The organism is Thioclava sp. GXIMD2076, from assembly GCF_037949795.1.
Taxonomy (GTDB): Bacteria; Pseudomonadota; Alphaproteobacteria; order Rhodobacterales; family Rhodobacteraceae; genus Thioclava; species Thioclava kandeliae.
In genome coordinates, this window is sequence record NZ_CP149932.1 from 979,624 (window position 1) to 1,004,467 (window position 24,844).

26 protein-coding genes and 1 tRNA gene are annotated in these 24,844 nt (G+C 62.9%); 19 read left to right on the forward strand and 8 right to left on the reverse strand.

The features are described 5' to 3' along the window. Positions 1-3: 3 nt before the first annotated feature. Together WDB91_RS04795 and WDB91_RS04800 are read right to left on the reverse strand one after the other, a co-directional pair. Positions 4-1,560 carry a hypothetical protein gene (locus tag WDB91_RS04795; RefSeq protein ID WP_339114010.1) on the reverse strand — a complete coding sequence of 519 codons (1,557 nt, stop codon included), beginning with the start codon at positions 1,558-1,560 and terminating at the stop codon, positions 4-6. Positions 1,561-1,685: 125 nt separating this feature from the next. Then, positions 1,686-2,441 carry an N-formylglutamate amidohydrolase gene (locus WDB91_RS04800; protein WP_339114011.1) on the reverse strand — a complete coding sequence of 252 codons (756 nt, stop codon included), beginning with the start codon at positions 2,439-2,441 and terminating at the stop codon, positions 1,686-1,688. Between the two features lie 155 nt (positions 2,442-2,596). On the opposite strand from WDB91_RS04800, the gene pyk reads away from it, so the two are divergent. From pyk to WDB91_RS04850, 10 genes are all read left to right on the forward strand, one after another. Then, entirely contained in the window at positions 2,597-4,051 is a 1,455-nt protein-coding gene (gene pyk / locus WDB91_RS04805) for a pyruvate kinase (RefSeq protein ID WP_339114012.1), read from the forward strand. Between the two features lie 131 nt (positions 4,052-4,182). Then, on the forward strand, positions 4,183-4,419 hold the full coding sequence (locus tag WDB91_RS04810; protein ID WP_339114013.1) for a hypothetical protein: 237 nt from the start codon (positions 4,183-4,185) through the stop codon (positions 4,417-4,419). Between the two features lie 134 nt (positions 4,420-4,553). Next, positions 4,554-4,754, forward strand: coding sequence for a 50S ribosomal protein L35 (gene rpmI / locus WDB91_RS04815; RefSeq protein ID WP_339108460.1), 201 nt, complete (start codon positions 4,554-4,556; stop codon positions 4,752-4,754). 18 nt (positions 4,755-4,772) lie between these two features. Then, positions 4,773-5,132, forward strand: a complete 360-nt coding sequence (gene rplT, locus WDB91_RS04820; RefSeq protein ID WP_339114014.1) for a 50S ribosomal protein L20 — start codon at positions 4,773-4,775, stop codon at positions 5,130-5,132. A gap of 158 nt (positions 5,133-5,290) precedes the next feature. Continuing rightward, the gene (locus WDB91_RS04825; protein WP_339114015.1) at positions 5,291-6,424 is read left to right on the forward strand and encodes an acyltransferase; all 1,134 of its coding nucleotides are present in this window, start codon (positions 5,291-5,293) and stop codon (positions 6,422-6,424) included. A gap of 89 nt (positions 6,425-6,513) precedes the next feature. Next, positions 6,514-7,596: a phenylalanine--tRNA ligase subunit alpha gene (gene pheS, locus WDB91_RS04830; RefSeq protein WP_339114016.1), complete on the forward strand. Its 1,083-nt coding sequence runs from the start codon at positions 6,514-6,516 to the stop codon at positions 7,594-7,596. 222 nt (positions 7,597-7,818) lie between these two features. Then, complete coding sequence (locus tag WDB91_RS04835; RefSeq protein WP_339114017.1) at positions 7,819-8,316, forward strand: hypothetical protein; 498 nt, start codon at positions 7,819-7,821, stop codon at positions 8,314-8,316. Positions 8,317-8,326: 10 nt separating this feature from the next. Beyond that, the gene (locus WDB91_RS04840; RefSeq protein WP_339114018.1) at positions 8,327-8,620 is read left to right on the forward strand and encodes a YrhK family protein; all 294 of its coding nucleotides are present in this window, start codon (positions 8,327-8,329) and stop codon (positions 8,618-8,620) included. A 72-nt stretch (positions 8,621-8,692) separates the two neighbouring features. Next, positions 8,693-11,101 (forward strand): phenylalanine--tRNA ligase subunit beta, encoded by a 2,409-nt coding sequence (gene pheT, locus WDB91_RS04845; protein ID WP_339114019.1) that lies wholly within the window; start codon positions 8,693-8,695, stop codon positions 11,099-11,101. A gap of 143 nt (positions 11,102-11,244) precedes the next feature. Beyond that, entirely contained in the window at positions 11,245-11,514 is a 270-nt protein-coding gene (locus WDB91_RS04850; RefSeq protein ID WP_339114020.1) for a DksA/TraR family C4-type zinc finger protein, read from the forward strand. On the opposite strand, the gene WDB91_RS04855 is transcribed toward WDB91_RS04850, so the two are convergent. The 4 genes from WDB91_RS04855 to putA form a co-directional block, all read right to left on the reverse strand. Continuing rightward, positions 11,515-11,871 (reverse strand): VOC family protein, encoded by a 357-nt coding sequence (locus tag WDB91_RS04855; protein ID WP_339114021.1) that lies wholly within the window; start codon positions 11,869-11,871, stop codon positions 11,515-11,517. A 43-nt stretch (positions 11,872-11,914) separates the two neighbouring features. Further along, the gene (locus WDB91_RS04860; protein ID WP_339114022.1) at positions 11,915-12,610 is read right to left on the reverse strand and encodes a YafY family protein; all 696 of its coding nucleotides are present in this window, start codon (positions 12,608-12,610) and stop codon (positions 11,915-11,917) included. After that, positions 12,607-12,987, reverse strand: a complete 381-nt coding sequence (locus tag WDB91_RS04865; protein ID WP_339114023.1) for a GFA family protein — start codon at positions 12,985-12,987, stop codon at positions 12,607-12,609. The genes WDB91_RS04860 and WDB91_RS04865 overlap by 4 nt, the downstream gene beginning before the upstream one ends. A gap of 87 nt (positions 12,988-13,074) precedes the next feature. Next, a complete protein-coding gene (gene putA / locus WDB91_RS04870) occupies positions 13,075-16,470 on the reverse strand; it encodes a bifunctional proline dehydrogenase/L-glutamate gamma-semialdehyde dehydrogenase PutA (RefSeq protein WP_339114024.1) in 3,396 nt (1,131 codons plus the stop codon). Positions 16,471-16,578: 108 nt separating this feature from the next. Between putA and WDB91_RS04875 the strand changes: the two genes are divergently transcribed. Next, entirely contained in the window at positions 16,579-17,058 is a 480-nt protein-coding gene (locus tag WDB91_RS04875; protein WP_339114025.1) for an Lrp/AsnC family transcriptional regulator, read from the forward strand. On the opposite strand, the gene WDB91_RS04880 is transcribed toward WDB91_RS04875, so the two are convergent. Beyond that, positions 17,042-17,455 carry an META domain-containing protein gene (locus WDB91_RS04880; protein ID WP_339114026.1) on the reverse strand — a complete coding sequence of 138 codons (414 nt, stop codon included), beginning with the start codon at positions 17,453-17,455 and terminating at the stop codon, positions 17,042-17,044. The two genes, WDB91_RS04875 and WDB91_RS04880, sit on opposite strands and share 17 nt — an antisense overlap. Before the next feature lie 188 nt (positions 17,456-17,643). Between WDB91_RS04880 and WDB91_RS04885 the strand changes: the two genes are divergently transcribed. The 8 genes from WDB91_RS04885 to WDB91_RS04920 all read left to right on the forward strand — a co-directional run bounded on the left by WDB91_RS04885 (position 17,644) and on the right by WDB91_RS04920 (position 23,577). After that, positions 17,644-18,108 (forward strand): Lrp/AsnC family transcriptional regulator, encoded by a 465-nt coding sequence (locus WDB91_RS04885; RefSeq protein ID WP_339114027.1) that lies wholly within the window; start codon positions 17,644-17,646, stop codon positions 18,106-18,108. Positions 18,109-18,211: 103 nt separating this feature from the next. Then, positions 18,212-20,170 carry a heme lyase CcmF/NrfE family subunit gene (locus WDB91_RS04890; protein ID WP_339114028.1) on the forward strand — a complete coding sequence of 653 codons (1,959 nt, stop codon included), beginning with the start codon at positions 18,212-18,214 and terminating at the stop codon, positions 20,168-20,170. Positions 20,171-20,179: 9 nt separating this feature from the next. Then, positions 20,180-20,644, forward strand: a complete 465-nt coding sequence (locus tag WDB91_RS04895) for a cytochrome c-type biogenesis protein (protein WP_339114029.1) — start codon at positions 20,180-20,182, stop codon at positions 20,642-20,644. 52 nt (positions 20,645-20,696) lie between these two features. Beyond that, positions 20,697-20,779: transfer RNA gene (locus WDB91_RS04900), tRNA-Leu, on the forward strand. Positions 20,780-20,902: 123 nt separating this feature from the next. Next, positions 20,903-21,691, forward strand: a complete 789-nt coding sequence (locus tag WDB91_RS04905; RefSeq protein WP_339114030.1) for an exodeoxyribonuclease III — start codon at positions 20,903-20,905, stop codon at positions 21,689-21,691. 84 nt (positions 21,692-21,775) lie between these two features. Beyond that, the gene (gene trxA, locus WDB91_RS04910; RefSeq protein WP_339114031.1) at positions 21,776-22,693 is read left to right on the forward strand and encodes a thioredoxin; all 918 of its coding nucleotides are present in this window, start codon (positions 21,776-21,778) and stop codon (positions 22,691-22,693) included. Positions 22,694-22,720: 27 nt separating this feature from the next. Next, positions 22,721-23,359 (forward strand): LON peptidase substrate-binding domain-containing protein, encoded by a 639-nt coding sequence (locus WDB91_RS04915; protein ID WP_339114032.1) that lies wholly within the window; start codon positions 22,721-22,723, stop codon positions 23,357-23,359. Between the two features lie 59 nt (positions 23,360-23,418). Then, on the forward strand, positions 23,419-23,577 hold the full coding sequence (locus WDB91_RS04920; protein ID WP_339114452.1) for a Trm112 family protein: 159 nt from the start codon (positions 23,419-23,421) through the stop codon (positions 23,575-23,577). Here the strand turns inward: WDB91_RS04920 and WDB91_RS04925 are convergent. Next, positions 23,574-24,800, reverse strand: a complete 1,227-nt coding sequence (locus tag WDB91_RS04925; protein ID WP_339114453.1) for a UbiH/UbiF/VisC/COQ6 family ubiquinone biosynthesis hydroxylase — start codon at positions 24,798-24,800, stop codon at positions 23,574-23,576. The genes WDB91_RS04920 and WDB91_RS04925 overlap by 4 nt on opposite strands. Positions 24,801-24,844: the final 44 nt, after the last annotated feature.

The following is a 24,844-nucleotide window of genomic DNA, read 5'->3' on the forward strand; positions in this document are numbered from 1 at the left end:
GGGTCAGATGGCCGAGGTCACTTCGATTGTCGGCGAGTAATACTCGTCCGCTGTGACGCTGTAGAGCGAGATCTGCTGGCTCAGCGTTTCGAGGTCTTCCGTCACGCCATCCAGATAGACCACGGTCTCGCCATCGATCTTCACGCTTGTGCCGTTCGAATCCGCCGAGATCGTGAAGCCGTTCGGCGCCTCATCGGACACGAGTTCCAGAGCTTCGGGGTCATCCCCGCTGGCAGCCGTGCCGAAATCGGTAATGGTCACAGGGTCGCCGCCGCCCGTGACGGTGCTGACGATATACGCGTCGTTGCCAGCCCCGCCGGTCATCTCGTCCCCGTCATCGCCCACAAGCAGATCATCGCCCGCGCCACCTTCCAGCGTATCGGACTGGCCAGCCTGCTGATCGAGCGCGACCAGAAGATCATCGTTATAGCCGCCATTGAGGGAGTCCTCGCCGCTCGTGTCGACCAGAACGTCACTGCCGATATTGCCGCGCAGTGTGTCATCGCCATCCCCGCCCAGAATGGCGTCATTCCCCGCGCCGCCATCGATATAGTCGTCGCCATCTCCGCCCGAGCCGCCGAAGAAGCCCTCGTCCTCGAGCGAATTGACCAGATCCCCGAGCGCATCGCCCACGGCATCCGGATCACCGGGGTCGACCGAGTCGAGATCGAGCGCGTCGAGATCGAGCGTGTCGAGCGCGTCCGCATTGCTGTCATCGCCGCCTTCGAGCATGAGCGTGTCGTCACCATCATTGCCCAGGATCGTGTCGCTGCCATCGCTGCCGTGGATCCGGTCGCGCCCCGCAGTGCCTTGCGTGACCTCACCGGAGGCGCTCACCTGCAGGACGGGGCTCGTGTCCTCGACGGTTTCTTCAGCGGCGGTGTTGTCGCCGGTGCCATCATCCACGGCCACGCTGTCGTCATCATCGGTAGCTGTGTCGTCCGTATCGCTCGCATCCTCGTCCGAGCTGTCGTCACCTGTGGTGCTGTCATCCACGGCCACGCTGTCGTCATCGGTCACGTCATCATCGGTGGCTGTGTCGTCCGCATCGCTCGCATCCTCGTCCGAGCTGTCGTTACCAGTGGTGCTGTCATCCACGGCTACGCTGTCGTCATCGGTCGCGTCATCATCGGAGGTTGTGTCTTCCGCGTCGCTCGCATCCCCGTCGGAGCTGTCGTCACCAGTGGTGCTGTCATCCACGGCTACGCTGTCGTCATCGGTCGCATCATCGTCGGAGGTTGTGTCTTCCGCGTCGCTCGCATCCCCGTCGGAGCTGTCGTCACCTGTGGTGCTGTCATCCACGGCTACGCTGTCGTCGTCAGTCACGTCATCATCGGTGGCTGTGTCGTCCGCGTCGCTTGCGTCCCCGTCCGAGCTGTCTGCGCCGGAGCTGTCGGTATCTGTCGTAGTATCATTCGCGACTACGTTGTCGTCGGACTCATCCGCGCCTGAATCGAGCTGCTGATGATGGTCGTCATCGTCCTCATCATCCTTGAAGTGATCGTAAACGCCCCAGGTGAATGCCATCGGAAGAAGCGAGAGAAGTAAAAGCGCGCCCATAACCTGTTCCACAAACTATAATGGAACCTTTTGGAGCACTTCGTTTATGGTTTAGTCAATCTTAATCGAATACAGGGGTAAAAATCGCAGCTTATGGAAACAGTTGGGTGCTTCGGGTATGATTGTTATGGGTTCTGGAGGCTGTCCAATGCCTGTGTCAGAAGCGGAGCAAGCCGCGCGGCCCAACCCTTCTGCTGCTCTTCCGTTACAATCAGGTCCTGCCGCAGTTCGATCAGCGTATTGAGGCGTCCCGATTGCAGCGCATGGCGGTCGATGGAGTCGCCCGCGAGATGGCCTTTATAGGGTTCGTTATCGCCGGTCGGGATATGTTGGGCATGTAGCGCCGCGATCAGCGGTTCGGCCAGACGGCGGTCGCGCGGGTCCGACAGGATCCCCACCTGCCACGGCCGCGGCGGGCGTCCGCGCAGCTGCGGTGTGAAGGAATGGATCGCGCAGATCACGGTATCCTCGCGTCGCGCGGCAAGTGTCTCCAGCGCCGCGTGATAGGGGCGGTGCAGGCGCTCCAGACGGCGGGCCTTCTCGGTGCGGTCGGCATGGCGGTTGGCGGGGATGATCGTCCCGTCATAAAGCTTCATCAGGAGCGTGGGGTCGGCCTCGCCGCGGTTCGGGTCGATGACGAGCCGCGAGAAATCCGAACTGATCATCGGCGCGCCCATGAGATCGGCCAGTGCACGGGCCACCCCCAGCGCGCCCGGATCATAGGCGATATGGCGCCCCATATCTTCGGGCGGCAGCCCCAGATCGCCGCCATTGATCCAGTCGGGCACATGGTTGGTGGCGTGATCACAGGTAATCAGCCAGCGCGACGCTCGGTCGATGCCGTGGATAAGGAAGGCAGGGTTGGTCGGGGGTGCGGTCATGGGGAAGCGTCCGATGTCACGTATTCTTAGTTTTATTACTGCATTGACGTGAATAAGCGAGCCTGCCCCGAAGTGCCAGTTGATCCTGCGACAAAATTGCGCAATACCTTGGGCCGGCCCACGACTAAATTGTAATTCCTAGCCAACGAGGTCGCATGAGACGCCTTCGCAAAGTAAAGATCGTCGCCACTCTGGGCCCTGCATCTTCCGATTATGAAACCATTCGCGGTCTGTTCGAAGCCGGAGCCGATGTGTTCCGCCTGAACATGAGCCACGGGACGCATGACGAGCAGCGCGCGCGCTACGACATCATCCGTCAGGTTGAAGAAGATCTGGGGCGCCCGATCGCCGTGCTGGCGGACCTTCAGGGTCCCAAGCTCCGCGTCGGGGTGTTCGCAGAGGGGTCGGAAGATCTCGTGGAGGGCGATGCCTTCCGTCTAGATCTCGACGAGACCGCCGGGGACAAGACCCGCGTCTGTCTGCCCCATCCCGAAATTTTTGCAGCTCTCGAGGCTGGCACCACGCTTTTGGTCAATGACGGCAAGATCCGCCTGAAGGTCGAGAAATGCGGTCCGGATTTCGCCGATTGCACCGTGACAGTGGGAGGGACCATCTCCAACCGCAAGGGCGTGAACGTGCCGGATGTGGTTCTGCCGATCCCCGCATTGTCGCCCAAGGACAAGAAAGATCTGGAATTCGCCTGCCAGCTGGGCGCCGACTGGCTCGCGCTCAGCTTCGTGCAGCGTGCCGATGACGTGCTCGAGGCGAGAGCCATGGCGCAGGGCCGTGCTCTCATTCTGTCCAAGATCGAGAAACCGGCCGCCGTGAAAGCCTATGACGAGATCCTTGAGGTCTCCGACGGGATCATGGTCGCGCGGGGTGACCTTGGCGTCGAACTGCCTGTGCAGAACGTGCCGCCAATCCAGAAGAAGCTGGTGCGCAAGGCGCGTGCGGCAGCCAAGCCCGTGATCGTCGCGACGCAGATGCTGGAATCGATGATCGAGAGCCCGATGCCGACCCGCGCCGAGGTCTCCGATGTGGCGACCGCCATCTACGAAGGTGCGGATGCGGTGATGCTGTCGGCGGAATCTGCGGCGGGCCGCTATCCCATCGAAGCGGTCAAGACGATGAACAATGTCGCCGAGCAGGTCGAAGGCGATTCGACCTATCGAGAGGTCATCAATTCCAGCCGGACCTTCACCGCTGCGCGTCGTCAGACCGTTGCGGACGGGATCGTGGCCGCAGCCCGCGAGATCGCGGAGACCACCGATATCGCGGCGATCAGCTGCTACACCCAGACGGGGACCTCGGTGCGTCTGGTGGCGCGCGAGCGTCCGCAGGTGCCGATCGTCGCACTGTCTCCGGTGACGAAGACACTGCGCAAGATCTGCCTCACCTGGGGTGTGCATGCGATCAAATCCGAAGAGGTTGGTCGCTTCAAGATGGCCGTGGTCAATGCGGTCCGCGCGGTGCGCGATGTGGGGCTGGCCGAAGAAACCGACCAGATCGTCGTGGTGGCGGGTGTGCCCTTCAATGTCGAAGGCACGACCAACATCCTGCGCGTGGCGCCCTGCGACGAGCGCCAGATATTCCGCACCGAGCCGGAATAAGGCCACCATTGTCGCCCGGCGCGCCTGACGGCGCGTCCGCGGCGCGCGAAACCCTCTAGCCTAATCCCCACCCCGGACATACGCTGTCCGGGGTGGGTCTCTTTTACAGGGACGGTCGTGAGGGTGCGTCGATGCTGGCGGATATATGTCTGACCTTCGGTCTGCTGGTTCTGGTCTTTGCTGCTCCAGCGGGGGTTTCGGCCTATTCCGAGATGCAGCCGCCCAGATTTGCGGCGGTTACGGCGGTGTTGGGCGGCGTTCTGGTTCTTGTGGCATTCCTCATCGCGCCTGAGGGTTATGGCTGGGGCGATATCCCCGATGCCGTGGCCCGTGTGGTGGCGCAGGTTCTTTCGGGAGTAGGCTCCTGAAGGGGCGGAGGGCTTGAAATAAGGCTTGCAATAGATCCCGAACCTTTCTAGAAGGCGCGTTCTAGACGGCCGCGCGGCCGGCCACGAGGCATGCCGAGTCGCGCGTAAACCCCTCTTACGTTAAGGAGACGGAAATGCCCAAGATGAAGACCAAATCCGCTGCCAAGAAGCGGTTCAAGTTCACCGCGAACGGCCATGTCAAAGTCGGTCACGCAGGTAAGCGCCACGGCATGATCAAGCGGACCACGAAGTTCATTCGTAACACCGCTGGCACCATGGTCCTGTGCGACTCCGACGAGAAAATCGTCAAAAAATACATGCCGTACAACCGCTGATACTGGGAGACTTGAACTATGGCACGCGTTAAATCCGGTAAGGTCACCCACGCCCGTCACAAGAAGGTCCTGAAGGCCGCAAAAGGTTACTACAGCTCGCGCTCGCGTAACTTCCGCACCGCCACTCAGGCCGTCGACAAGGCAAACCAGTACGCAACCCGCGACCGTAAGGCGCGCAAGCGTAATTTCCGCTCGCTCTGGATCCAGCGTATCAACGCAGGTGTCCGCGCAATCGACGCCGAAATGACCTACTCGAAATTCATCAACCTGCTCGCAGTTGCCGGTATCGAAGTGGACCGCAAGGTTCTCGCCGATCTGGCCGTCCACGAGCCGGAAGCCTTCGCTGCAATCGTTGCACAGGCAAAAGCAGCAGCCTGATCGCTGCCGCACCGATGAGTTCTTGAAAGCCCGTACCGAAAGGTGCGGGCTTTTGCATGTGTTAAGCGTCGTTTCCGACAGAAGCTTGCTGCAGCGCAGCAAACGTGCTTTATTTAATTTTAATTTATTTTCTCCATTTCAGCCCCGCAGGAGTGATTATGCTCGCTAGTGGTCTAGGCCGGAAAAATTTCCTTGCAGCCGGCAATTCGGAAACGACGAAGCTGGCTTCTTACCCGATGTTCGACTGGCTGCGTTTTGTATTGGCGTCGCTGGTGGTCATGGTCCATGCGCATCTGCCAGGTATACCGGGACACGCCGGAGGCCTGTCGGTGGGGGTGTTCTTTGCGCTGAGCGGCTGGCTGATCGGGTCGATCCTGCTTCGGATCTCGGTGACGGATCTGCCACATTTCTTCTTCAATCGCGCGACGCGGATCTGGCTGCCCTACGCTGCGGCAGTCGCACTGCTTTACACCGCCGCCGCTGTGCGCGAGGGCACCGGCTTTTTCTGGCTGAAATATCTGGTGATGGATCTGACCTTCACCCACCAGATTTTCACCATTTTCCCCGTGGCGAAATTCGAAATGCCGCTCGACGGGTCCGGTAACCAGTTCTGGAGCCTTGCCGTCGAAGAGCAATTCTATCTTTGGGCGCCCTTGGTGATCATTGGCCTGCCATGGGGGCGTAAAGCACTGACTTGGGTTGTGGTCTCGGCGGTGCTTTTGTCGGTCTACCCCTATTTCGGAAATATTGCTCTGGGCGTTCTGGCTGCCATCTTGCAGCGCGACTATGACCTCACGGAGCGTCCGTGGGTGCGGCGACTGACAGTGTTAGTGGCTCTCGGGCTTGGTTTCCTGTTGTTTGGACCTGTGGATGTCTCTGTGCCGCCCGCAGTGCAGGCATTGTTCTGTGTATCGGTTGTGCTGGCGCTGTCGCAAAGCGGCCCGCGGTCTTCTGTGGGTAAGTTCTTGGGCGGGATTTCTTTTCCGCTGTATCTGAACCACTGGCTGGGGCTGGCGCTCTGCCACGGGATTGCCAATCAGTTCGGGCAGGGGGATGCGCTCTGGCTGCCCTTCGTGCAATATGCAGCGGCTTTCGCGATTACGCTGCCAATGTATCTGATGATCGATTGCGTGGTCATGAAGCGCCGGTCGGGCTGGTATAATGCAGTGGTCGGACGTCGCGTGATGCTTGCGGCCTACGCGCTTTTTGCCGTTGGAATGCTTTCGGGCGTGCTGATGTATACTTATGGTCCGCATGCCGAGCTTCCCCAGACCATCGCCTCGGCAGAGTGAATGCGGCTTCGGGCGGGGTTCTGCGCGAGAGCCGCTTGAATTTCGCCCCTGACAGGGCTAGCAACGGCCCCGACATTATGGAGAGGCAGATGAACGATCTCGACCAGCTTCGCACGAAGTATCTTTCCGGCGTGGCGGATGCCGCGGATGAGGCAGCTCTGGAAGAGCTGCGTCTGGCTGGGCTTGGCAAAAAGGGCGAAATCAGCCTGATGATGCGCGAGCTGGGCAAGATGAGTCCGGAAGAAAAGCAGACCTTCGGCAAGGCCCTCAACGAGCTGAAAAACGAGATTGACGCCGCTCTGCGCGAGAAGAAACAGGCGCTGGCCGATGCGGCTCTCGAGGCGCGCCTGCAAGACGAGTGGCTCGATGTTACCCTGCCGGGCCGTCCGCGCCGCCAGGGCACCATCCACCCTGTCTCTCAGGTGATGGATGAGGTGACCGCGATCTTCGCGGATATGGGCTTCTCGGTGGCCGAAGGACCGCAGGTCGAAGATGACTGGCATAATTTCGACGCGCTCAACATCGCGCCCGAGCACCCCGCCCGCCAAGAGCATGACACCTTCTTCATGCATCGCGACGAGGGCGATGACCGCCCGCCGCATGTGCTGCGCACCCATACTAGCCCCGTGCAGATCCGCGCGATGCAGGAAAAAGGCGCGCCGATCCGCGTGATCGCGCCGGGCCGTGTCTACCGCATGGATATGGACCAGACCCATACGCCGATGTTCCACCAGATCGAGGGGCTGGCGATCGGCCGCGACATCTCGATGGCGAACCTGAAATGGGTGCTGGAAGAGTTCTGCAAGGCCTTCTTCGAGGTCGATAATGTCGAGCTGCGCTTCCGCGCCTCGCATTTCCCGTTCACCGAGCCCTCGGCCGAGGTCGATATCCGGTGCTCGTGGGAAGGCAAACAGCTGAAGATCGGCGAAGGCGACGGCTGGATGGAAATCTTGGGCTCCGGCATGGTCCACCCCAAGGTTCTCGAGGCTGCTGGCGTGGATTCTACCCAATATCAGGGCTTTGCCTTCGGGATCGGGATCGACCGTCTGGCGATGCTGAAATACGGTATCCCCGATCTGCGCGCATTCTTCGATAGCGATCTGCGCTGGCTGAAACATTACGGCTTTGCGCCGCAGGATATGCCCAGCGTTCTGGGCGGCCTGAGCCGCTGATCTTCCTTACGCTTTCGCACAATGCCGCGCCTTCGGGAGCGGCATTGCGCATTTCTACCCAGGCGAAAGCTCTGCCCAAGAAATGGGCAACGAGCAGCATCCCGCCGACGGTTTGCCCCGATATTAACAGCTTGGTCATCAACTTCACGCCAAGTGGCTAGCCGCACCGCCATGGCCCGCTATGGTCGATGGAAACGCAAATTGACGAACCGGAGGGATCTCATGAGCTGGGGTGGTTTGATATTTCTGATGGTGCTGGGCTGTGTCGTCAGCCTCGCGGGCCAGCTATATGTCTGGGGCAAGGGCCCGACGCGCACGCGCGACGCGGAGTATGAGGCGGGGATCACCCGCATCGGTGCGGCAAGCCTTGGCGGGGTAATCCTGTTCATCTTCCTGCTGGCCATTGGGGTGGATAACATCTCGCCGCTGGCAAGCTATATGGCCTTCGCTACCGGTATCTGTGTCACGCTGGTCATTGCCTGGGCCGATACACGCCAGACGATGAACGAGCGCAACTATGATCTGGGCATGAAATATGACGCCGTGATGTTTGTCGTGGCCGCGATGCATGTGGTCTTCGGGATCATGATGGGGTCGTTCGGCTGGAATTTCGATATGCTCAGCCTAATCTTTGTCGAGCTGGTGATCGTTCTGGTCAGCGTGATCTTCCGCTCGGTCTTCAAGGCCGCTGCCAGCGAGGCGGGAGAGCACGCCCACTAACGGGTGCTCGATGAAAATATCCGGAAAGCCACTGTTTCACCGCGATCAACGCGGTGATTCACATGAAAAACGCAAGCTCTATGCCGCCTATGAACTCGCCTATACGCTGGTCGATTTCGGGGCGGCATTCTGCTTTGTTGTGGGGTCGGTCATGTTCTTCTCCGAGGCATGGATGACACCCGGCACTTGGCTGTTCCTGATCGGCTCGATCCTGTTTGCCGCCAAGCCGACGATCCGTCTGGTCCGCGAAATCCGGCTTTTGCAGATGGGCGATGCAAAGGATGTCGCGAAGCGGCAGGACTGACCTTCCCATCGGGTCCCTTATCGGCTAGGACAGGCCCGCATCCCGTACGGGGAATAGACGAAGGGTTGACCCATGAAATTCACGCTGAGCTGGCTGAAAGAGCATCTGGACACCGAGGCAAGCCTTGACGAGATCCTCTATGCACTGACCGATCTGGGACTCGAGGTGGAAGAGGTCATCGACCCCGCCTCCAAGCTGGCCAGCTTTACCATCGCCAAAGTGGTCCATGCCGAGCAGCACCCTGATGCCGACCGCCTGCGTGTGTGCCGAGTGGCCACCGACGAGGGCGAGACACAGATCGTCTGTGGCGCGCCCAATGCCCGCGAAGGTATCACCGTTGTTCTGGCCAAGCCTGGCGATTACGTGCCCGGCCTCGATGTGACCCTGTCGGTCGGCAAGATCCGTGGCGTGGAGAGCTTCGGCATGATGGCCTCCGAGCGCGAGCTGGAGCTGTCGGACGAGCATAACGGCATCATCGAACTGCCCTCGGGCGAGGTCGGCCAGAAATTCGTCGACTGGCTGGCGGTGAACAATCCCGCGGCGGTCGATCCGGTGATCGATATCGCGATCACCCCGAACCGCCCCGATGCACTCGGCGTGCGCGGGATCGCACGCGATCTGGCCGCGCGCGGCTTGGGCAAGCTGAAGCCGCTGGTGGTGACGCCGGTTGCGGGCAGCTTCGACAGCCCCGTCTCCGTGTCGATCGACGCGGGACTGAAATCCAAGGGCTGCCCCTATTTCGCAGGTCGCGTGATCCGTGGCGTGAAAAACGGCGAGAGCCCCGACTGGCTGAAAAAGCGCCTCGAGGCGATCGGGTTGCGTCCGATCTCGGCGCTGGTCGATATCACCAACTATTTCACCTTCGACCTGAACCGCCCGCTGCATGTATTCGATGCCGCCAAAGTGGTCGGTGGCCTGCGTATCGAGCCCGCCAAGGGGGGCGAGAGCTTTGCCGCGCTCGACGAGAAAACCTATACCCTGCGCGAAGGCCAGATGGTGATCGTTGATGACAATGGCGTCGAGAGCCTTGCCGGTGTGATGGGCGGAGCGGCCTCGGGCGCAGAGTTCGAGACCGTCGATGTGTTCCTCGAATCCGCCTATTGGGACCCGATCACCGTGGCGGCCACGGGCCGTGCGCTGAAGATCAATTCCGATGCGCGCTACCGGTTCGAGCGCGGCGTCGATCCGGCCTTCACGCTGGACGGGCTGGAGCTGGCCACGCAGATGGTGCTCGACCTGTGCGGCGGCGAGGCGAGCCATGTGGTGTTCGATGGCGCGATGCCGCAGGTGGAGCGCGCTTACAAGCTCGACCCCGCCCGCGTGATCAGCCTTGTGGGCATGGAAATCCCCGAGGCGACCCAACGCGCAACGCTCGAGGCGCTCGGTTTCACGCTGGATGGTGATATGGCGACCCCGCCCAGCTGGCGTCCCGATATTCTTGGCGAGGCCGATCTGGTCGAGGAAGTGGCGCGTATCGCCTCGCTCTCGCAGCTGGAAGGCAAGCCGATGGCGCGCGAGACCGCAGGTGTCCCCGAGGCCATTCTCACGCCGCTCCAGCGCCGCGAGAAGATGGCACGTCGCACCATTGCGGGCGCGGGTTACAATGAATGCGTGACCTATAGCTTCATCGATGCGGCCTCCGCCACGCTGTTCGGCGGCGGTCAGGACGCGACGAAGCTGCAGAACCCGATTTCCTCCGAAATGACCCATCTGCGCCCCGACCTGTTGCCGGGTCTGCTGCAGGCCGCATCCCGCAACCAGGCGCGCGGAGCGGGCGATCTGGCGCTCTTCGAGGTTGGCCCCGCCTTCACCGGCGGCGAGCCGGGTGAGCAGCATCTGCAGGTAGCGGGGCTTCTGGTGGGCCAAGCAGGCCCGCGTGACCCCTTCGGCTCGCGCCGTCCGGTGGATCTTTACGATACCAAAGCCGATGCCGAGACCGTGTTGGCGGCCATCGGTGCGCCCGCGCGGGTGCAGATCAACCGCAAGCTCGCTGGCTGGTGGCACCCCGGACGGTCGGGTGTGATGGCGCTCGGTCCGAACGCGCTCTGCGCCTTTGGCGAGATCCATCCCAAGGTCCTGCGCGAAATGGACGTGAAAGGTCCGGCGGTGGCCTTCACCATCTGGCTGGAAAATGTGCCCTTCCCGAAAGCCAAGGGCCCCTCGCGTCCGGCGCTCGAAATGTCCGACCTGCAGGCGGTCGAACGTGACTTCGCCTTTGTCGTGGATGCCAAGACCGAGGTTCTGACGGCGGTAAATGCGGCCTTGGGCGCGGATAAGGTACTGATCGAGGCGGTGAATGTCTTCGACCAGTTCACCGGTTCGAAAGCGGAAGAACAGATGGGGGCGGGCAAGAAGTCCATCGCTCTCAGCGTCCGCCTGCAGCCGCGCGAGAAGACCCTGACCGATAAGGATATCGAGGCGGTCTCCGCCAAGATCATCGACAAGGTCACCAAAGCGACCAAAGGCAGCCTGCGCAGCTGATCCTTTTTGCAACATTGATCGACGCCCCTGCCTTTGGCGGGGGCATTTTTATGTCGATATTCGAACATCGGGTGTCTGCCGCAGGCCTGCGCCCTTGAGCCACGCCCCTATCCTGACCATCTTGAGTGCAGGAGGTATCCGCCATGGCAGGAGGATGGGCCCGCGACGGGGCCGTGAACGAACAGATCGAGGCGTCGGTTCAGGACGAACTGGCCCGCATGCGCCAGCGCCGCGGTCCTGTGGGCGAGAGCGCCGAATTCTGCGTGGAATGCGACGAGCCGATCCCCGAGGCGCGGCGCAAGGCCATTGCGGGTGTGAAGCTCTGCGTCGACTGTCAGGGCGGGCATGATACCCGTCGGGCAAATCGCGGCGGGATGAACCGCCGCGCGTCGAAGGACAGCCTGCTGAAGTGATCAGGCGGCCAGCGCATAGGGCCGCAGACGGTGGCCATCCGGATCGGCGATCATGAAACTGCGGCCAAAGGGCAGGTCTGTCGGTGCCATCAGGACAGGGCCGAGCGTCTGCCAGCGGAGGAACTCTCCCTCGAGATCCCCGGCCTCGCATCTGAAGCCGATCTCGCAGCCTCCGGTCTGACCATTGGGGGCAGGCATGACATTGCCCGTCTGCCAAAGCCCCAGCGTCTGTCCGTCGGGCAGGAGGAACAGCGCGAAAAGATCGCGTTGCTCGACGGGCTTCTGGCCGAAAACCGCCTCGTAAAAAGCGCAGGACCGCGCGATATCGCTGACATAGAGAAAGAGGGTGGTTCGCATGATGTGCTCCTTGTGAATAAAGCCTTCCTAGCGCGTCCCTGTGTCAGTTTCTGTCAGCAGCCATCAGCCCATGTGCGCGGCGCCAGTCATCGAACAGTTTCTTGCGCGGCGGGCGGTAGGTCGCGCCCGTGGCGGTTGCCGCCATGATCCGGTCGGTGCGGAAACTGCGGAAATCCCCGCGCAGCTCGCACCAGCCGAGGAGCACGCGCGACTGGTCGAAAAACGCCAGAGCGACCGGCCAGATCACCCGCTCGGAGAGGGCGCCCTCGCCCGTGCGATAGGTGATGTGCAGCTTCTGCTGCTGGCGGATCGCCTGACGCAGCGCGTCCGATCTGACCTGATCGGGGGCAGGGCGCGGGCCACCCACCACCAATGTGGTGAGGTCCATCTCGGTGCGCAGCGCAGGCGGCACCACGGCGCGCAGCCGCGCGAGCGCGCTTTCGGCCGCGCGTGCCATATCTTCGTCGCCCTTGGTCGCAAGCCAGCGCGCGCCCATTACTAGCGCCTCCAGTTCCTCGACCGGAAATGTCAGCGGCGGCAACAGGAACCCTTCACGCAGAACATAGCCGAGGCCCGCCTCGCCTTCGATCGGCGCGCCTTGGCCCTGAAGGCTTGCAATATCACGGTAAAGCGTGCGCAGGCTGATGCCCAATTCCTGCGCCATAGCGACGCCCGTGACGGGATGGCGATGGCGGCGCAGGATATCCAGAAGCTGGAGCAGCCGCTCGGAGCGGGTCATCTGTCAGAGGGATGATTGATGCCGTCCACCCACGGGATCGGCTCCCAGTCGCGCGGGTTCACGCCCTCGATCGCGCCAAGGTTCACCCCATATTGCGTGGGGTCCGACCGGCGGCGGTGATGGGTGTAGACCCCGCAGGTCTTGCAGAAATAATGCACCGCCGTGTTGGTGTTGAACTGGTAGACGGTCAGGTTGTCCTCGCCCTGCGTGACCGTCAAATCATCGAGCTTCACCGACACGGCCGCGGCGCCGCGTCTGAGGCAGAACGAGCAGTCGCAGCGCCGGGCGGTGTTCAATCCGTCAGCCAGCACGATGTCGAGTGTCACGGCGCCACAATGGCAGCTGACGGTTTGCGGGGCTTTGGGGTCGATGATCATGGGTGGCTCCTCCGGTTCGGTCCAGAGTAGCCCGCATCAGGGGGGCTGCAAGTAAAATGGCCTCCCGCGAGGGGAGGCCATCTGTGGTTATTTGGCGCCTGCCGAGGCCAGAAGCTGGGCATTGCCGCCCGCTGCCGTGGTGTCGATGCAGATATGGCGCTCGTGCCAGACATGGCCCACATCGGGATGGCCGGTGATCAGCGCGAGGATCGGGCCGTCACGACGGGCGAGCGCCTGCGCATATTTGCGCGCCTCTTCCGGCTTGCCCCAATAAAGCGCGCCCGAGATGCCGCGTTTCGCGGTCAGCCCGTCAGGCGTCACATTGGTCGCGACCTCGGCCACACCGCCAAGCGCCTCGACGGCGGCTTTCTGGTTGCGGGCATCCTCGGCGCTGGGGCCCATGCACAGAAGCGGCGCGCGGGCATGCAGCGTCAGGCGGTTCGACTCGCCTGTCGGGCCCGGAAGCGAGCGCGCCTCTTGTGGCTTGTCCGAGGGCGCCGAGGTGGTGAAGCGCCACAGATAGTCGGGGCCGCCCGCCTTGGGGCCGGTGCCCGACAGGCCCTCGCCGCCGAAAGGCTGGCTGCCCACGACCGCGCCCACTTGGTTGCGGTTGACGTAGATATTGCCGCAATGGATGCGGGTGGTGACTTCCTGCACGCGATTGTCGATGCGGGTATGCAGCCCGAAGGTCAGCCCGTAGCCCGTGGCATTGACCGCGTCGATCACCTTATGCAGGTCGGCGGATTTGAAGGTCGCGATATGTAGCACCGGGCCGAAGATCTCGCGCGTCATCTCTTCGATGCCGTTCACACGAATGGCGACAGGCGCGCAGAAATGACCTTGGGCGGGGGCGCTGATTTCCTTCAGCACGCGGTTCTCGGCGCGGGCTTGTGCCACATGGGCGCGGATGATGCCTGCGGCCTCATCGTCGATGACGGGGCCCACATCGGTGTCCAGATCCCACGGGTTCTCCACCGACAGCTCGTCCATCGCGCCAAACAGCATCTCTTGGATGGTCGGCGCGATATCTTCCTGCACATAGAGGCAGCGCAGGGCGGAACACCGTTGACCCGCCGATTGGAAGGCTGAGACCAGGATATCGCGCACCGCCTGTTCGGGCAGGGCGGTGGAATCCACGATCATCGCATTCAGCCCGCCGGTTTCCGCGATCAGCGGAGCACCGGGGTCCATCGTATCGGCCATAGCCTTGCGGATGATCTTGGCGGTCTCGGTGGAGCCGGTGAAGGCCACGCCATTGATCCGCGCGTCCGAGGTCAGGCGCGCGCCCACCGTGGCACCATCGCCGGGCAGAAGTTGCAGCGCCTCGCGCGGCACACCGGCCTCATGCAGGAGTTTCACGGCGAGGGTCGCGATGATCGGCGTTTGCTCGGCGGGTTTGGCCAGCACGGCATTGCCGGTGGCCAGAGCAGCCGCCACTTGCCCGGTGAAGATCGCCAGCGGGAAGTTCCACGGGCTGATGCAGGTGAAGATGCCACGCGCCTGCGCATTCATCGGGATGTTATGGGCATAGAAGTGCAGGAAATCGACCGCTTCGCGCAGTTCGGCCACAGCATCGAGCTGGATCTTGCCGGCCTCGCGGGCGAGTGCCGCAAACAGCTCGCCGTAATGCGCCTCGTAAAGCGCTGCGGCACGGTTGAGCACCTCGGCACGCTCGGTCTCGGAGGCGGTCCAAGGCTGGGCTGCGGCAAGGGCGGTCTCGACATCGGCCTCCGAGGCATTAAGCACCTGACCGATCACCTCGCCGCTTGCGGGGTTGCGCGCGGCCACGGCGGCCAGCGGCTGGGCGGTGCCTGCGATCAGCGGGTGAGCCTCGAAACGGGCGGTCTTGAAGGGCGCACGGGCGGCATCAATGGTGGCCAGAGCCTCGCGCTCGGTCAGATCGAAGCCCGTCGAGTTCTTGCGGGTGCCGAACAGGGCCTCGGGCTTGCGCAGGATCGGGTTTTCCACATGGCGGGTGGTCTCGACCTGCGCGAAGGGGCAGGCGGCCACTTCCTCGGGGGTCACATCCTCATCGACGATCTGGTTCACGAAGCTGGAATTCGCGCCGTTTTCCAGCAGACGACGCACCAGATAGGCCAGCAGGTCGCGATGCGCGCCGCAGGGTGCATAGATCCGGCAACGGGTCTTCAGATCGCCCAGCACGATATCATGCAGACGCTCGCCCATGCCATGCAGGCGCTGGAACTCGAAATTGCGGCGGTCTTCGCCCTCGGTCATTTCCAGAACGGCGGACACGGTATGCGCGTTATGGCCGGCAAATTGCGGATAGATGCGGTCGCGCAGGCTCAGCAGCTTGCGGGCATTGGCGATATAGCTGACATCGGTCGAGGCCTTACGCGTGAAAACGGGGAAATCCCTGAGCCCCATCACCTGCGCGCGCTTCACCTCGGCATCCCAATAGGCGCCCTTCACCAGACGGACCATGATCTTGCGGTCGTGGCGGCCCGCCAGATCGTATAGCCAATCGAGCGCCTGTGCGCAGCGGCGGCCATAGGCCTGCACCACCACGGCAAAGCCGTCCCAACCCGCAAGAGAGGGATCGGCCAGAACCGCCTCGATCACCTTGAAGGACAGCGTCATGCGGTCGACTTCTTCGGCGTCGACGGTGAAGCTCATATCGGCGGCGGCGGCCTTTTGCGCCAGACGCAGCACGACCGGCACCAGCTCGGCCATCACGCGCTCTTCCTTGGCGATCTCGTAGCGCGGATGCAGCGCCGAGAATTTCACCGAGATGCCCGGGTTGTCATAGAGGTGACCCTTGCGGCAGTTGGTGGCGATGGCGTCGATGGCGTTCGAGTAATCTTCCTCGTAGCGCTTGGCGTCCTTCATGGTGCGGGCGGCCTCGCCCAGCATGTCATAGCTGTAGGAATAGCCCTTGGCTTCCTGTTTCTTGGCGCGTTCCATCGCGGAATGGATGGTCTCGCCCAGCACGAACTGGCGGCCCATCTCCTTCATCGCGCGGCCCACGGCCTTGCGGATCACCGGCTCGCCCAGACGGCGGATCGCGCCGCGCAGATGGCCTGCCATCCCCGGCGGGCGGTCGTCGAGCACCTTGCCCGTCAGCATCAGCCCCCAAGTCGAGGCATTGACCAGCGGCGAAGCGGAATGGCCCAAGTGCTTGCCCCAATCCGAGGGCGCGATCTTGTCTTCGATCAGCGCATCCATCGTATCGGCATCGGGCACGCGCAACAGCGCCTCGGCCAGACACATCAGCGCGATGCCTTCCTCGGTCGAGAGACCATATTCCGCCAGAAACACTTCCATCAGGCCCGGACGGCTATCGGCGCGGATGCGGCGCACCAGCTCGGCCCCGCGTGCGGTGATCTTGGCCCGTGCGGCCTCGTCCAGCGCGGCCTGTGCGATCAGACGGTCCAGAAGGGGTTCTTCGGGTTGCAGGGTCAGAGCGTCGATCTGGCGCAGATCCAGTGCCGGTTCGGCGAGGGGAGATGAAATTTTGGTCATGGCGGGCCTCGAACAAGGGATTTGATCCACAGTAGCGCGAATATGCCTTTTGTTTTGCCTATTGATTGGTGATTATTGGACGAAGAAACCAAAGATAAGCAAATTGACATGCCAAATGATCTGCCGGATCTCGATAATTACGACCAGAAGATTCTCGCGGCCCTTTCCGAGGAGGGCCGGATCTCGGTGACCGAACTGGCCCGCCGTGTCGGGCTGACCAAAACGCCAGTGCAGGCACGGATGAAACGGCTCGAGGAACTGGGCGTGATCAAGGGCTATCGCGCCGTGCTCAGCCCGATCCGGATGGGGCTGAGCCATGTGGCTTTTGTCGAGGTGCGGCTTCTGGATACGCGCGAGGTCTCGCTGGCGGCCTTCAACCGCGCGGTGCGTGCGCTGCCCGAGGTGGAGGAGTGCCACATGATCGCGGGCGGGTTCGATTACCTGCTGAAGGTCCGCACCCGTGATATCTCCGATTACCGGCGCGTGATGGGCGAGAAGATCTCGGCCTTGCCGCATGTGTCCTCGACCACGACCTATGTCGCGATGGAGACGGTGATGGACGCTTCGGCGATCAGCCCGCAGGTCTGACTGCGGCCATCACCGTTTCACCATCCGCCTGAAGGGCGATTCCGTCCGCCGTAGGGAGGACCCCATCCACACGGCCAAGAGCCGTATGGAACGCCTGTTCGATCTGCATCTGCGGGGCGGGGCACATCATGCGGGTGCCAACAAGCGCCCCGATATGCAGCTTGCCCGCGCGGGCCTCGACCGGCGCGCTGTAGCGGTTGCATCCCGAACGCCCCGCGATCTGTCCCGTCTCGGCGCGCAGGAGCGTGACGTCGGCGCTCTCCGGCACGGGGCTCCCGCCGATCTGCGTGATCTGCCATGTTTCTCCCACGACCAGCGGCGCGAGCGGATCGGCGGCAGGCGTGCTCTGGCAGGCGGCGAGAGGGAGGAGGAGAAGGGCGGTCAGGACAGGGCGCATGGAGGCTCACTCCGGTTGAACAAGACGGGTCGGGGCAGGCTAGATCCGGCAGCGGGGGAGGGGAAGAGAATTAGCTTGCTTAATGCTCGTAAATTCAGCAGATACGCCGCGTAAGAAGCCCTGCTTGTGCAAGGACAGCCCGCGAATGCGGTGTCTGTTGCAAAATCCATAAGACCCCGAGGTGGTTCATGAAAGGTGAGAGCGTCCATACGGATCCGCTCGACGAGACGGATCGTCGTCTGATTGCGGCACTGCGTCGCGATGGTCGCGCGGCGGTGTCCGAACTGGCGATCCAGCTCAATCTGTCGCGTGCCACGGTGCGCTCGAGGATCGAGAAGATGGTCGCGCGCGGCGAGATCACCGGTTTTTCGGTGACCACCCGTTCGGATGCGCCGCAGGCGGCGGTGCGGGGCATCATGATGCTGGAGATCGATGGCCGCCAGACCGATCAGATCGTGCAGAATCTGCTGGGCCTGCCATTGGTGCAGGCGGTGCATACCACCAATGGCCAATGGGATCTTCTGGTCGAAGTCGGAGCGCCCGCTCTGCCGGAATTCGATGACCTTCTGCTGGTGATCCGCGCCTTTGACGGGGTGCGCCGCAGCGAGACCAGCCTGCTTCTGGGGACGCATCGCCCGACCGCCCTCGGATAGGCGGCGCGTATTTCAACCCTGCATTCGCGGTTGTGATCTGTCGGGTGCTTTCCCTGACCATGCGTGAGCGGTAAGGTGCCCGCGCAATAGGAGGCCCCCGCGTATGATTGCCGAGCTCGGTCATTTCACCCTCATTCTGGCGCTGTTCGTCGCCATTATCCAATCCGTCGTGCCGATGATCGGGGCGCAGAAGAACTGGCGCGGCTGGATGGCGGTGGCTGGGCCGGCGGCGACCGTGCAGTTTTTGCTGATCGCGACCTCGTTTTTCGCGCTGACCTATGCCTTTGTCGTGTCGGATTTCTCGGTCTCGCTGGTCTACCAGAACAGCCATACCGACAAGCCGATGCTCTATAAGATCTCGGGCGTCTGGGGGAACCACGAGGGCTCGATGCTGCTATGGGTGCTGATCCTGTCGCTCTTCGGGGCGGCGGCGGCATGGTTTGGCGGCAACCTGCCCGCGCAGCTGCGCTCGCGGGTGCTGTCGGTGCAGGGGCTTATCGGGGTGGCCTTCCTGATCTTCATCCTCTTCACCTCCAACCCCTTCCTGCGCATGGCCAATCCGCCGATGAACGGGCGCGGCATGAACCCGCTCCTGCAAGATCCGGGCTTGGCCTTCCACCCGCCCTTCCTCTATCTGGGCTATGTCGGGCTCTCGATGGCCTTCTCCTTTGCGGTGGCGGCCCTGATCGAGGGGCGCGTGGATGCGGCATGGGCGCGTTGGGTGCGCCCGTGGACGCTGGCGGCGTGGATTTTCCTGACTGTCGGTATCGCGCTTGGCTCCATGTGGGCCTATTACGAGCTGGGCTGGGGCGGTTTCTGGTTCTGGGACCCTGTGGAAAACGCCTCCTTCATGCCGTGGCTTCTGGCGGCGGCGCTTCTGCATTGTGCCATCGTGGTGGAAAAGCGCGAGGCGCTGAAAAGCTGGACGATCCTTCTGGCGATTCTGGCCTTCGGCTTCTCGCTGATCGGGACCTTCATCGTCCGCTCGGGTGTCATCACCTCTGTGCATAGCTTTGCCAATGACCCGCAGCGCGGCATCTATATCCTCATCATTCTGGGCATCTTCATCGGCGGGGCGCTCACGCTTTATGCCTTCCGTGCGGGGGCGATGCAGGCGCGCGGCGTGTTCTCCCTGCTCTCGCGCGAGAATGTGCTGGTGCTCAACAATATCCTTCTGGCGATTGCCGCGCTCGTGGTCTTTGTGGGCACGATCTGGCCTCTGGTGGCCGAAATGTTCTGGGGCCGCAAGCTGTCGGTGGGCGCGCCCTTCTTCGACAAGAGCTTCACGCCCTTCTTCATCGCGCTGGCGCTGATCCTGCCGGTGGGGGCGATGATGCCGTGGAAACGCGCCAAGATGGGTCGGGTGCTGCGGCCGCTGATCCCCGTGCTCGTGCTGGCACTGGCGATTGCGGGGCTGGCCTGGACCTTCGAGACCGGACGCTCGATGATGGCGCTGATCGCGACCTTCCTTGGCGCATGGATCATTCTGGGGGCTATGGCCGAGCTGTGGCAACGCGCGGGCCGCACGCCCGCCCGCCTGACCCGCCTGCCGCGCGCCGATTGGGGAAAATCGCTGGCGCATTCGGGGCTTGCCGTCACCATCATGGGCGTTGGTCTTCTGACCGCGGGCCAGACCGAGGATATCCGCGTGGCCCAGATCGGCCAGCCTTTCGAGGTCTCGGGCTACCAGATCTCGCTCGACGAGGTGCACCGCCGCCAAGGCCCCAACTATACCGCGACCACCGCCACCATGACCGTCAAACGCGGCGGCGATATCGTGACCGTGCTGCATCCCGAGAAGCGGGTCTTCCCGACCGAGGGCATGCCCACCACCGAGGCCGCGATCCATACCGGCTTCCTGCGCGATATCTATCTGGTGATCGGTGATCCGCAGGAGGATGGCGGCTGGGCAGTGCGCACCTATATCAAACCCTTCGCGATCTGGATCTGGGGCGGCGCGATCATCATGGCGCTTGGCGGGCTTCTCAGCCTGTCGGACCGCCGCTACCGCGTGGCGGTGGGTGCGCGCAAACAGGCCGTGGCAGCCACTCCGGCGGAATGAGGTAGAGCGATGATCCGTAAGGTCTTTCTGGTTCTTTCCCTGATCCTAGTGCAATCTGTGTCGGCCCTGGCCGTCCAGCCCGACGAGATGCTGTCCGATCCGGCGCTCGAGGCGCGTGCCCGCGATCTCAGCGCCGAGCTGCGCTGCCCCGTCTGTCAGGGCGAGAATATCGACGATTCCAATGCCGCCGTGGCGCGCGATCTGCGCGTTCTGGTGCGCGAGCGTCTGGTGGCGGGGGATACCGACCAGCAGGTGCTCGATTATGTCGAGGCGCGCTATGGCGAATATGTCCTGTTCTCGCCACAGGCGACGGGGGTCAACCTGATCCTCTATTTCGCAGCTCCCGTAATCTTCCTGCTGGCGCTTGGCGGGGTATTCGTCTGGGTGCGCCGTCGCAACCGCGCAAAGGACGCCGGACCCGAGGCGCTCAGTGTCGAGGAAAAGGCACGTCTGGACGAAATTCTGCGGGGGTAACCGCGCCTGCCTCTTGCGCGGGGTGGGCGTTTCGCTTAGCGAAGGCGTCGTTGCGGGCGTGGCGGAATGGTAGACGCATGGGACTTAAACTCCCTGGGGCCTAGGCCCATACCGGTTCGAGTCCGGTCGCCCGTACGGTTTCCCCACGATATGCAAAAGACGATGCGCCTGCCGTCTTCCCCCTTGTGCGTCCAGCCTTTCGCCTTGCGCCCGATCCCCGTTATCGCCACTATCCGCGCGCGTTAAACGGAGACGATCATGAGTTTTACCCTTGCCACCTGGAACATCAATTCGGTCCGCCTGCGCGAGGGGCTGGTCTCTCGTCTGATGCAGGAGGAGGCACCCGATGTGCTGTGTCTGCAGGAGTGCAAGAGCCCTGTGGACAAGATCCCCTTCGAGACCTTCCGTGCGCTGGGATACGAGCACATGGTTGCCCGTGGCCAGAAAGGCTATAACGGCGTCGCAATCTTCTCGAAGATCCCGATGGAGGAAGCGGGCGCCGAGGATTACGCCAATCTGGGCCATGCCCGCCATATCGCGGGACGACTGGCCAACGGCGTGACGGTGCATAATTTCTATGTGCCGGCAGGGGGCGATGTGCCCGACCGCAGTGTGAACGAGAAATTCGGCCAGAAACTCGATTTCCTGACCCATATGCGCGACGAATTTGCCGCCCGCGCGCCCGAGCGCGCCATTCTGGTGGGCGATCTCAACATCGCGCCGCGCGAGGATGATGTCTGGTCGCACAAGCAGCTTCTCAAGATCGTCAGCCACACGCCCGTCGAGGTCGAGCATCTGGCCGATGTGATGCAGGCGGGCAACTGGGTGGATGTGACCCGCAAGGATATTCCCGACGGGCTTCTTTACAGCTGGTGGAGCTACCGCGCGAAGGACTGGGATGCCGCCGACAAGGGACGCCGTCTGGACCATATCTGGGCCACCGCCGATATCGCGGGCGCGGCGTCCGGCTCGCGGATCCTGCGCGATGTGCGCGGCTGGGAGCAGCCCTCCGATCACGCGCCGGTCTTCGCGACCTTCGATCTTTAATTTCGTTCCGGCGGCAAGCGCCCCTTGGCGGGACGCTGCCTTGGACGCATATAGAAACCGACAGAACTCCGAAAGGAAGACAGCATGCTCGGCAATGACATTATCGGGGGCGGAACCGCTCCGGCCACAGACCTGATCAAAGACGTAACCGAAGCCGATTTCATGGCAGAGGTGATCGAGAAATCGCAGACCGTTCCGGTGATCGTCGATTTCTGGGCGCCGTGGTGCGGGCCGTGCAAAACGCTCGGTCCGGCGCTGGAGGCGGCGGTAACCAAGGCCAAGGGCGCTGTGGTCATGGCCAAGGTCAATGTGGACGAGAACCAGATGATCGCCAGCCAGCTGCGCATCCAGTCGATCCCGACGGTCTATGCCTTCTATCAGGGCCAGCCGGTTGACGGCTTCCACGGCGCGCTTCCCGGCTCGGAGATCGAGAAATTCGTGACCAAGATCGCAGAGATGGGGCCGGGCGCCGATAACGGTCTGGCCGATGCGATTGCGGCCGCCGAAGAGATGCTGTCCGAGGGGGCAGCGGAAGACGCGGCCGAGACCTTTGCCGCCATTCTCGAAGAAGAGCCCGAGAATGCCGAGGCCTTTGGCGGGCTGATCCGCGCGCATGTTGCGGCAGGTCAGCTGGATCAGGCGCAGGCCGTGGCCGAAGGTGCCTCGCCCGCACTGGCCAAGGCCGCGCCCGTCGAGGCCGCAATCGCCCAGCTGGCACTGGCGCGGCAATCGGCCAATGCCGGTCCGCAGGCCGAGCTGCAGGCGCAGGTCGATGCCGATCCGTCCGACCATCAGGCGCGGTTCGATCTGGCGCAAGCCCTGTTTGCGGCAGGCAATGCCGAAGGCGCGATCGACCAGCTTCTGGAGCTGTTCCGCCGTGACCGCGAATGGAACGAGGGGGCGGCCAAAACCCAGCTTCAAACCATTTTCGAGGCGCTCAAACCCAATGATCCGCTGGTCTCCAAAGGCCGCCGGAAACTCGCATCGATGATATTTGCTTGATGCGCGTTTCGGCCTAACTGGTGGCTCATGTATAACCTCATCGACCTGCCCGATGCCATTCCGCTCTTCCCGTTGCCCGGGGCGCTTCTGCTGCCTCGGGGAACCTTGCCCCTGCATATCTTCGAGCCGCGCTATCTGCAGATGATCGAGGATTGCCTCAAGACGCCCGAGCGGCTGATCGGAATGATCCTGCCGCGCGAGCATGGCGAGGAGGCCGAGCTGGCGCCCATCGGCTGCGCTGGCCGTTTGACCGGATTCTCGGAGACCGAGGACGGGCGTTACCTGATCACGCTGACAGGTGTGTCACGCTTCCGTCTGATGGGCGCGCGGGACGGCTTTACCCCTTATGTGGTGGGCGAGGTCGACTGGGAGGAATTTGCTGGCGACCTGCGCGGGCCCGAACATGATGCCGGGCTCGAACGCGAGAGCTTCTTCCGGATCCTGAGCCGTTTCTTCGAGGCCAATGGCATGGAGACGGATTGGGACAGTCTCGAGGATGCCGAGGACGAGCTGCTGATCAACTCGCTCTCGATGCTGATGCCGCTTTCGCCCGAAGACAAGCAGGCGCTTCTGGAGACGCCCAACCTGACGGTGCGTCGCGAAACCCTGCTGACGCTGATCGATTTCGCCCTGCGTAGCGGGGATGGCGAGGAAAGCCTGCAGTGAGCGAGCCCGAGGACAATCCCGACCGCGTTGCCCCCGAACGTCCGGCCTTTGATCGCCGGATGCTCGAGGTGCTGGTCTGTCCGCTGACCCATGCGATCCTGCTTTATGATGCGCAGGCGCAAGAGTTGATCTCGAAACCGGCCAAGCTGGCCTTCCCGATCCGTGGCGGTATCCCGATCCTCATTCCGTCCGAGGCGCGCGAACTCGAGGCCGATTAAAGCGGCTCGCCTTTCAGAAGGCGCGGCAATGGCCCGCCTAGGCCCGCCGCCTGTGCCATGAACCCGCGACGCAGGCCGGGGAGGGCCTGAACGACCCCCATTCCCAGCTGACGCCCGAGTTTCAGGATCGGATTATGGTTGGAAAACAGTCTGTTGACCGTATCCATCCCCAAGGCGAGCGAGGTGGAATCGAACCGCCGCCAGCTTTGATAATCCTCGAGCACATTCAGCGCTCCGATATCGTCGCCACGCCGGTGCGCATCCACCAGCACCTGTGCCAGCGCTGCCACATCGCGCAGCCCGAGGTTCAGCCCCTGTCCCGCAATCGGATGCACGCCATGTGCCGCGTCCCCCACCAGCGCGATCCGCGTCTGGACATAGGATTTGGCAAGCGTCAGGTTCAGCGGATAGCTGAAGCGCGGCCCCGCGAGCGAAATCTGGCCCAGAAAATCCCCGAACCGTGGGCGCAGGAGGCCCAGAAAATCGCCATCTGACAGCCCGTTGAGCGTCTCGGCATTCTCGCGTGTCTCGCTCCACACGATGGAGGAGCGGTTGCCGGTCAGCGGCAGGATCGCCAGAGGACCCGTCGGCATGAAATACTGGTGCGCGATACCGTGATGCGGTTTTTCATGGGCAATGGCGGCCACCAGCGCGGTCTGGCCGTAATCCCATCCCTCGCGGGCAATTCCCGCACGCTCGGCCACGCCGGATTTGCGGCCATCCGCCCCCACGAGAACGCGGGCGGTGAGGCTCCGGCCATCCGACAGGGTCGCGGTGACATGGCCCGCGTCGACCTCCTGTCCGGTGACCGAGGTCGCGGGGATCAGGGTAATATCGGGTTCCGCCTCCATCGCGTCGTGCAACGCGCGCGACAGGTAGCGGTCCTCGAGCATCCAGCCCACGGGGGATTGGTCCGTCTCGCGCGAGTCGAAATGCAGGAAGAAGGGGGCGGCCCCTTCGCCGGCATGACCGTCCGAGGCCTTTACATCCATCATCGGCTGCGCATCGGGCGCCAGCCCTGCCCAGAGACCCAGCCCCTTCAGCAGGCGCTGCGAGGCTGTAGCCAGCGCATAGGCCCGCCCGTCAAAGCCCAGATCGGCCCGCGCCCGTGCAGGCGTCGCATCGACCACAGTCACGCGCAGCCCCGCTTGGGCGAGGGCCAGCGCCAAGGTGGGGCCGTTGAGCCCGCCACCGGAGATCAGGATATCGCAATCGGTTTTCATGCCGCTAAATATGGCGTTTTCGCGCGGCTTGTCCATTCCCTGTG

Coding starts and splice junctions, on each gene's coding strand:
- WDB91_RS04850 (WP_339114020.1), top strand. CDS start 11,245: ATGGCAGGAGGATGGGCCCGCGACGGGGCCGTGAACGAACAGATCGAG.
- WDB91_RS04895 (WP_339114029.1), top strand. CDS start 20,180: ATGATCCGTAAGGTCTTTCTGGTTCTTTCCCTGATCCTAGTGCAATCT.
- pheT (WP_339114019.1), top strand. CDS start 8,693: ATGAAATTCACGCTGAGCTGGCTGAAAGAGCATCTGGACACCGAGGCA.
- WDB91_RS04825 (WP_339114015.1), top strand. CDS start 5,291: ATGCTCGCTAGTGGTCTAGGCCGGAAAAATTTCCTTGCAGCCGGCAAT.
- WDB91_RS04885 (WP_339114027.1), top strand. CDS start 17,644: ATGAAAGGTGAGAGCGTCCATACGGATCCGCTCGACGAGACGGATCGT.
- WDB91_RS04835 (WP_339114017.1), top strand. CDS start 7,819: ATGAGCTGGGGTGGTTTGATATTTCTGATGGTGCTGGGCTGTGTCGTC.
- WDB91_RS04795 (WP_339114010.1), bottom strand. CDS start 1,560: ATGGGCGCGCTTTTACTTCTCTCGCTTCTTCCGATGGCATTCACCTGG.
- rpmI (WP_339108460.1), top strand. CDS start 4,554: ATGCCCAAGATGAAGACCAAATCCGCTGCCAAGAAGCGGTTCAAGTTC.
- WDB91_RS04890 (WP_339114028.1), top strand. CDS start 18,212: ATGATTGCCGAGCTCGGTCATTTCACCCTCATTCTGGCGCTGTTCGTC.
- WDB91_RS04880 (WP_339114026.1), bottom strand. CDS start 17,455: ATGCGCCCTGTCCTGACCGCCCTTCTCCTCCTCCCTCTCGCCGCCTGC.
- WDB91_RS04855 (WP_339114021.1), bottom strand. CDS start 11,871: ATGCGAACCACCCTCTTTCTCTATGTCAGCGATATCGCGCGGTCCTGC.
- pyk (WP_339114012.1), top strand. CDS start 2,597: ATGAGACGCCTTCGCAAAGTAAAGATCGTCGCCACTCTGGGCCCTGCA.
- WDB91_RS04915 (WP_339114032.1), top strand. CDS start 22,721: ATGTATAACCTCATCGACCTGCCCGATGCCATTCCGCTCTTCCCGTTG.
- WDB91_RS04905 (WP_339114030.1), top strand. CDS start 20,903: ATGAGTTTTACCCTTGCCACCTGGAACATCAATTCGGTCCGCCTGCGC.
- WDB91_RS04925 (WP_339114453.1), bottom strand. CDS start 24,800: ATGAAAACCGATTGCGATATCCTGATCTCCGGTGGCGGGCTCAACGGC.
- WDB91_RS04840 (WP_339114018.1), top strand. CDS start 8,327: ATGAAAATATCCGGAAAGCCACTGTTTCACCGCGATCAACGCGGTGAT.
- putA (WP_339114024.1), bottom strand. CDS start 16,470: ATGACCAAAATTTCATCTCCCCTCGCCGAACCGGCACTGGATCTGCGC.
- trxA (WP_339114031.1), top strand. CDS start 21,776: ATGCTCGGCAATGACATTATCGGGGGCGGAACCGCTCCGGCCACAGAC.
- WDB91_RS04875 (WP_339114025.1), top strand. CDS start 16,579: ATGCCAAATGATCTGCCGGATCTCGATAATTACGACCAGAAGATTCTC.
- WDB91_RS04920 (WP_339114452.1), top strand. CDS start 23,419: ATGCTCGAGGTGCTGGTCTGTCCGCTGACCCATGCGATCCTGCTTTAT.
- WDB91_RS04860 (WP_339114022.1), bottom strand. CDS start 12,610: ATGACCCGCTCCGAGCGGCTGCTCCAGCTTCTGGATATCCTGCGCCGC.
- pheS (WP_339114016.1), top strand. CDS start 6,514: ATGAACGATCTCGACCAGCTTCGCACGAAGTATCTTTCCGGCGTGGCG.
- WDB91_RS04865 (WP_339114023.1), bottom strand. CDS start 12,987: ATGATCATCGACCCCAAAGCCCCGCAAACCGTCAGCTGCCATTGTGGC.
- rplT (WP_339114014.1), top strand. CDS start 4,773: ATGGCACGCGTTAAATCCGGTAAGGTCACCCACGCCCGTCACAAGAAG.
- WDB91_RS04800 (WP_339114011.1), bottom strand. CDS start 2,441: ATGACCGCACCCCCGACCAACCCTGCCTTCCTTATCCACGGCATCGAC.
- WDB91_RS04810 (WP_339114013.1), top strand. CDS start 4,183: ATGCTGGCGGATATATGTCTGACCTTCGGTCTGCTGGTTCTGGTCTTT.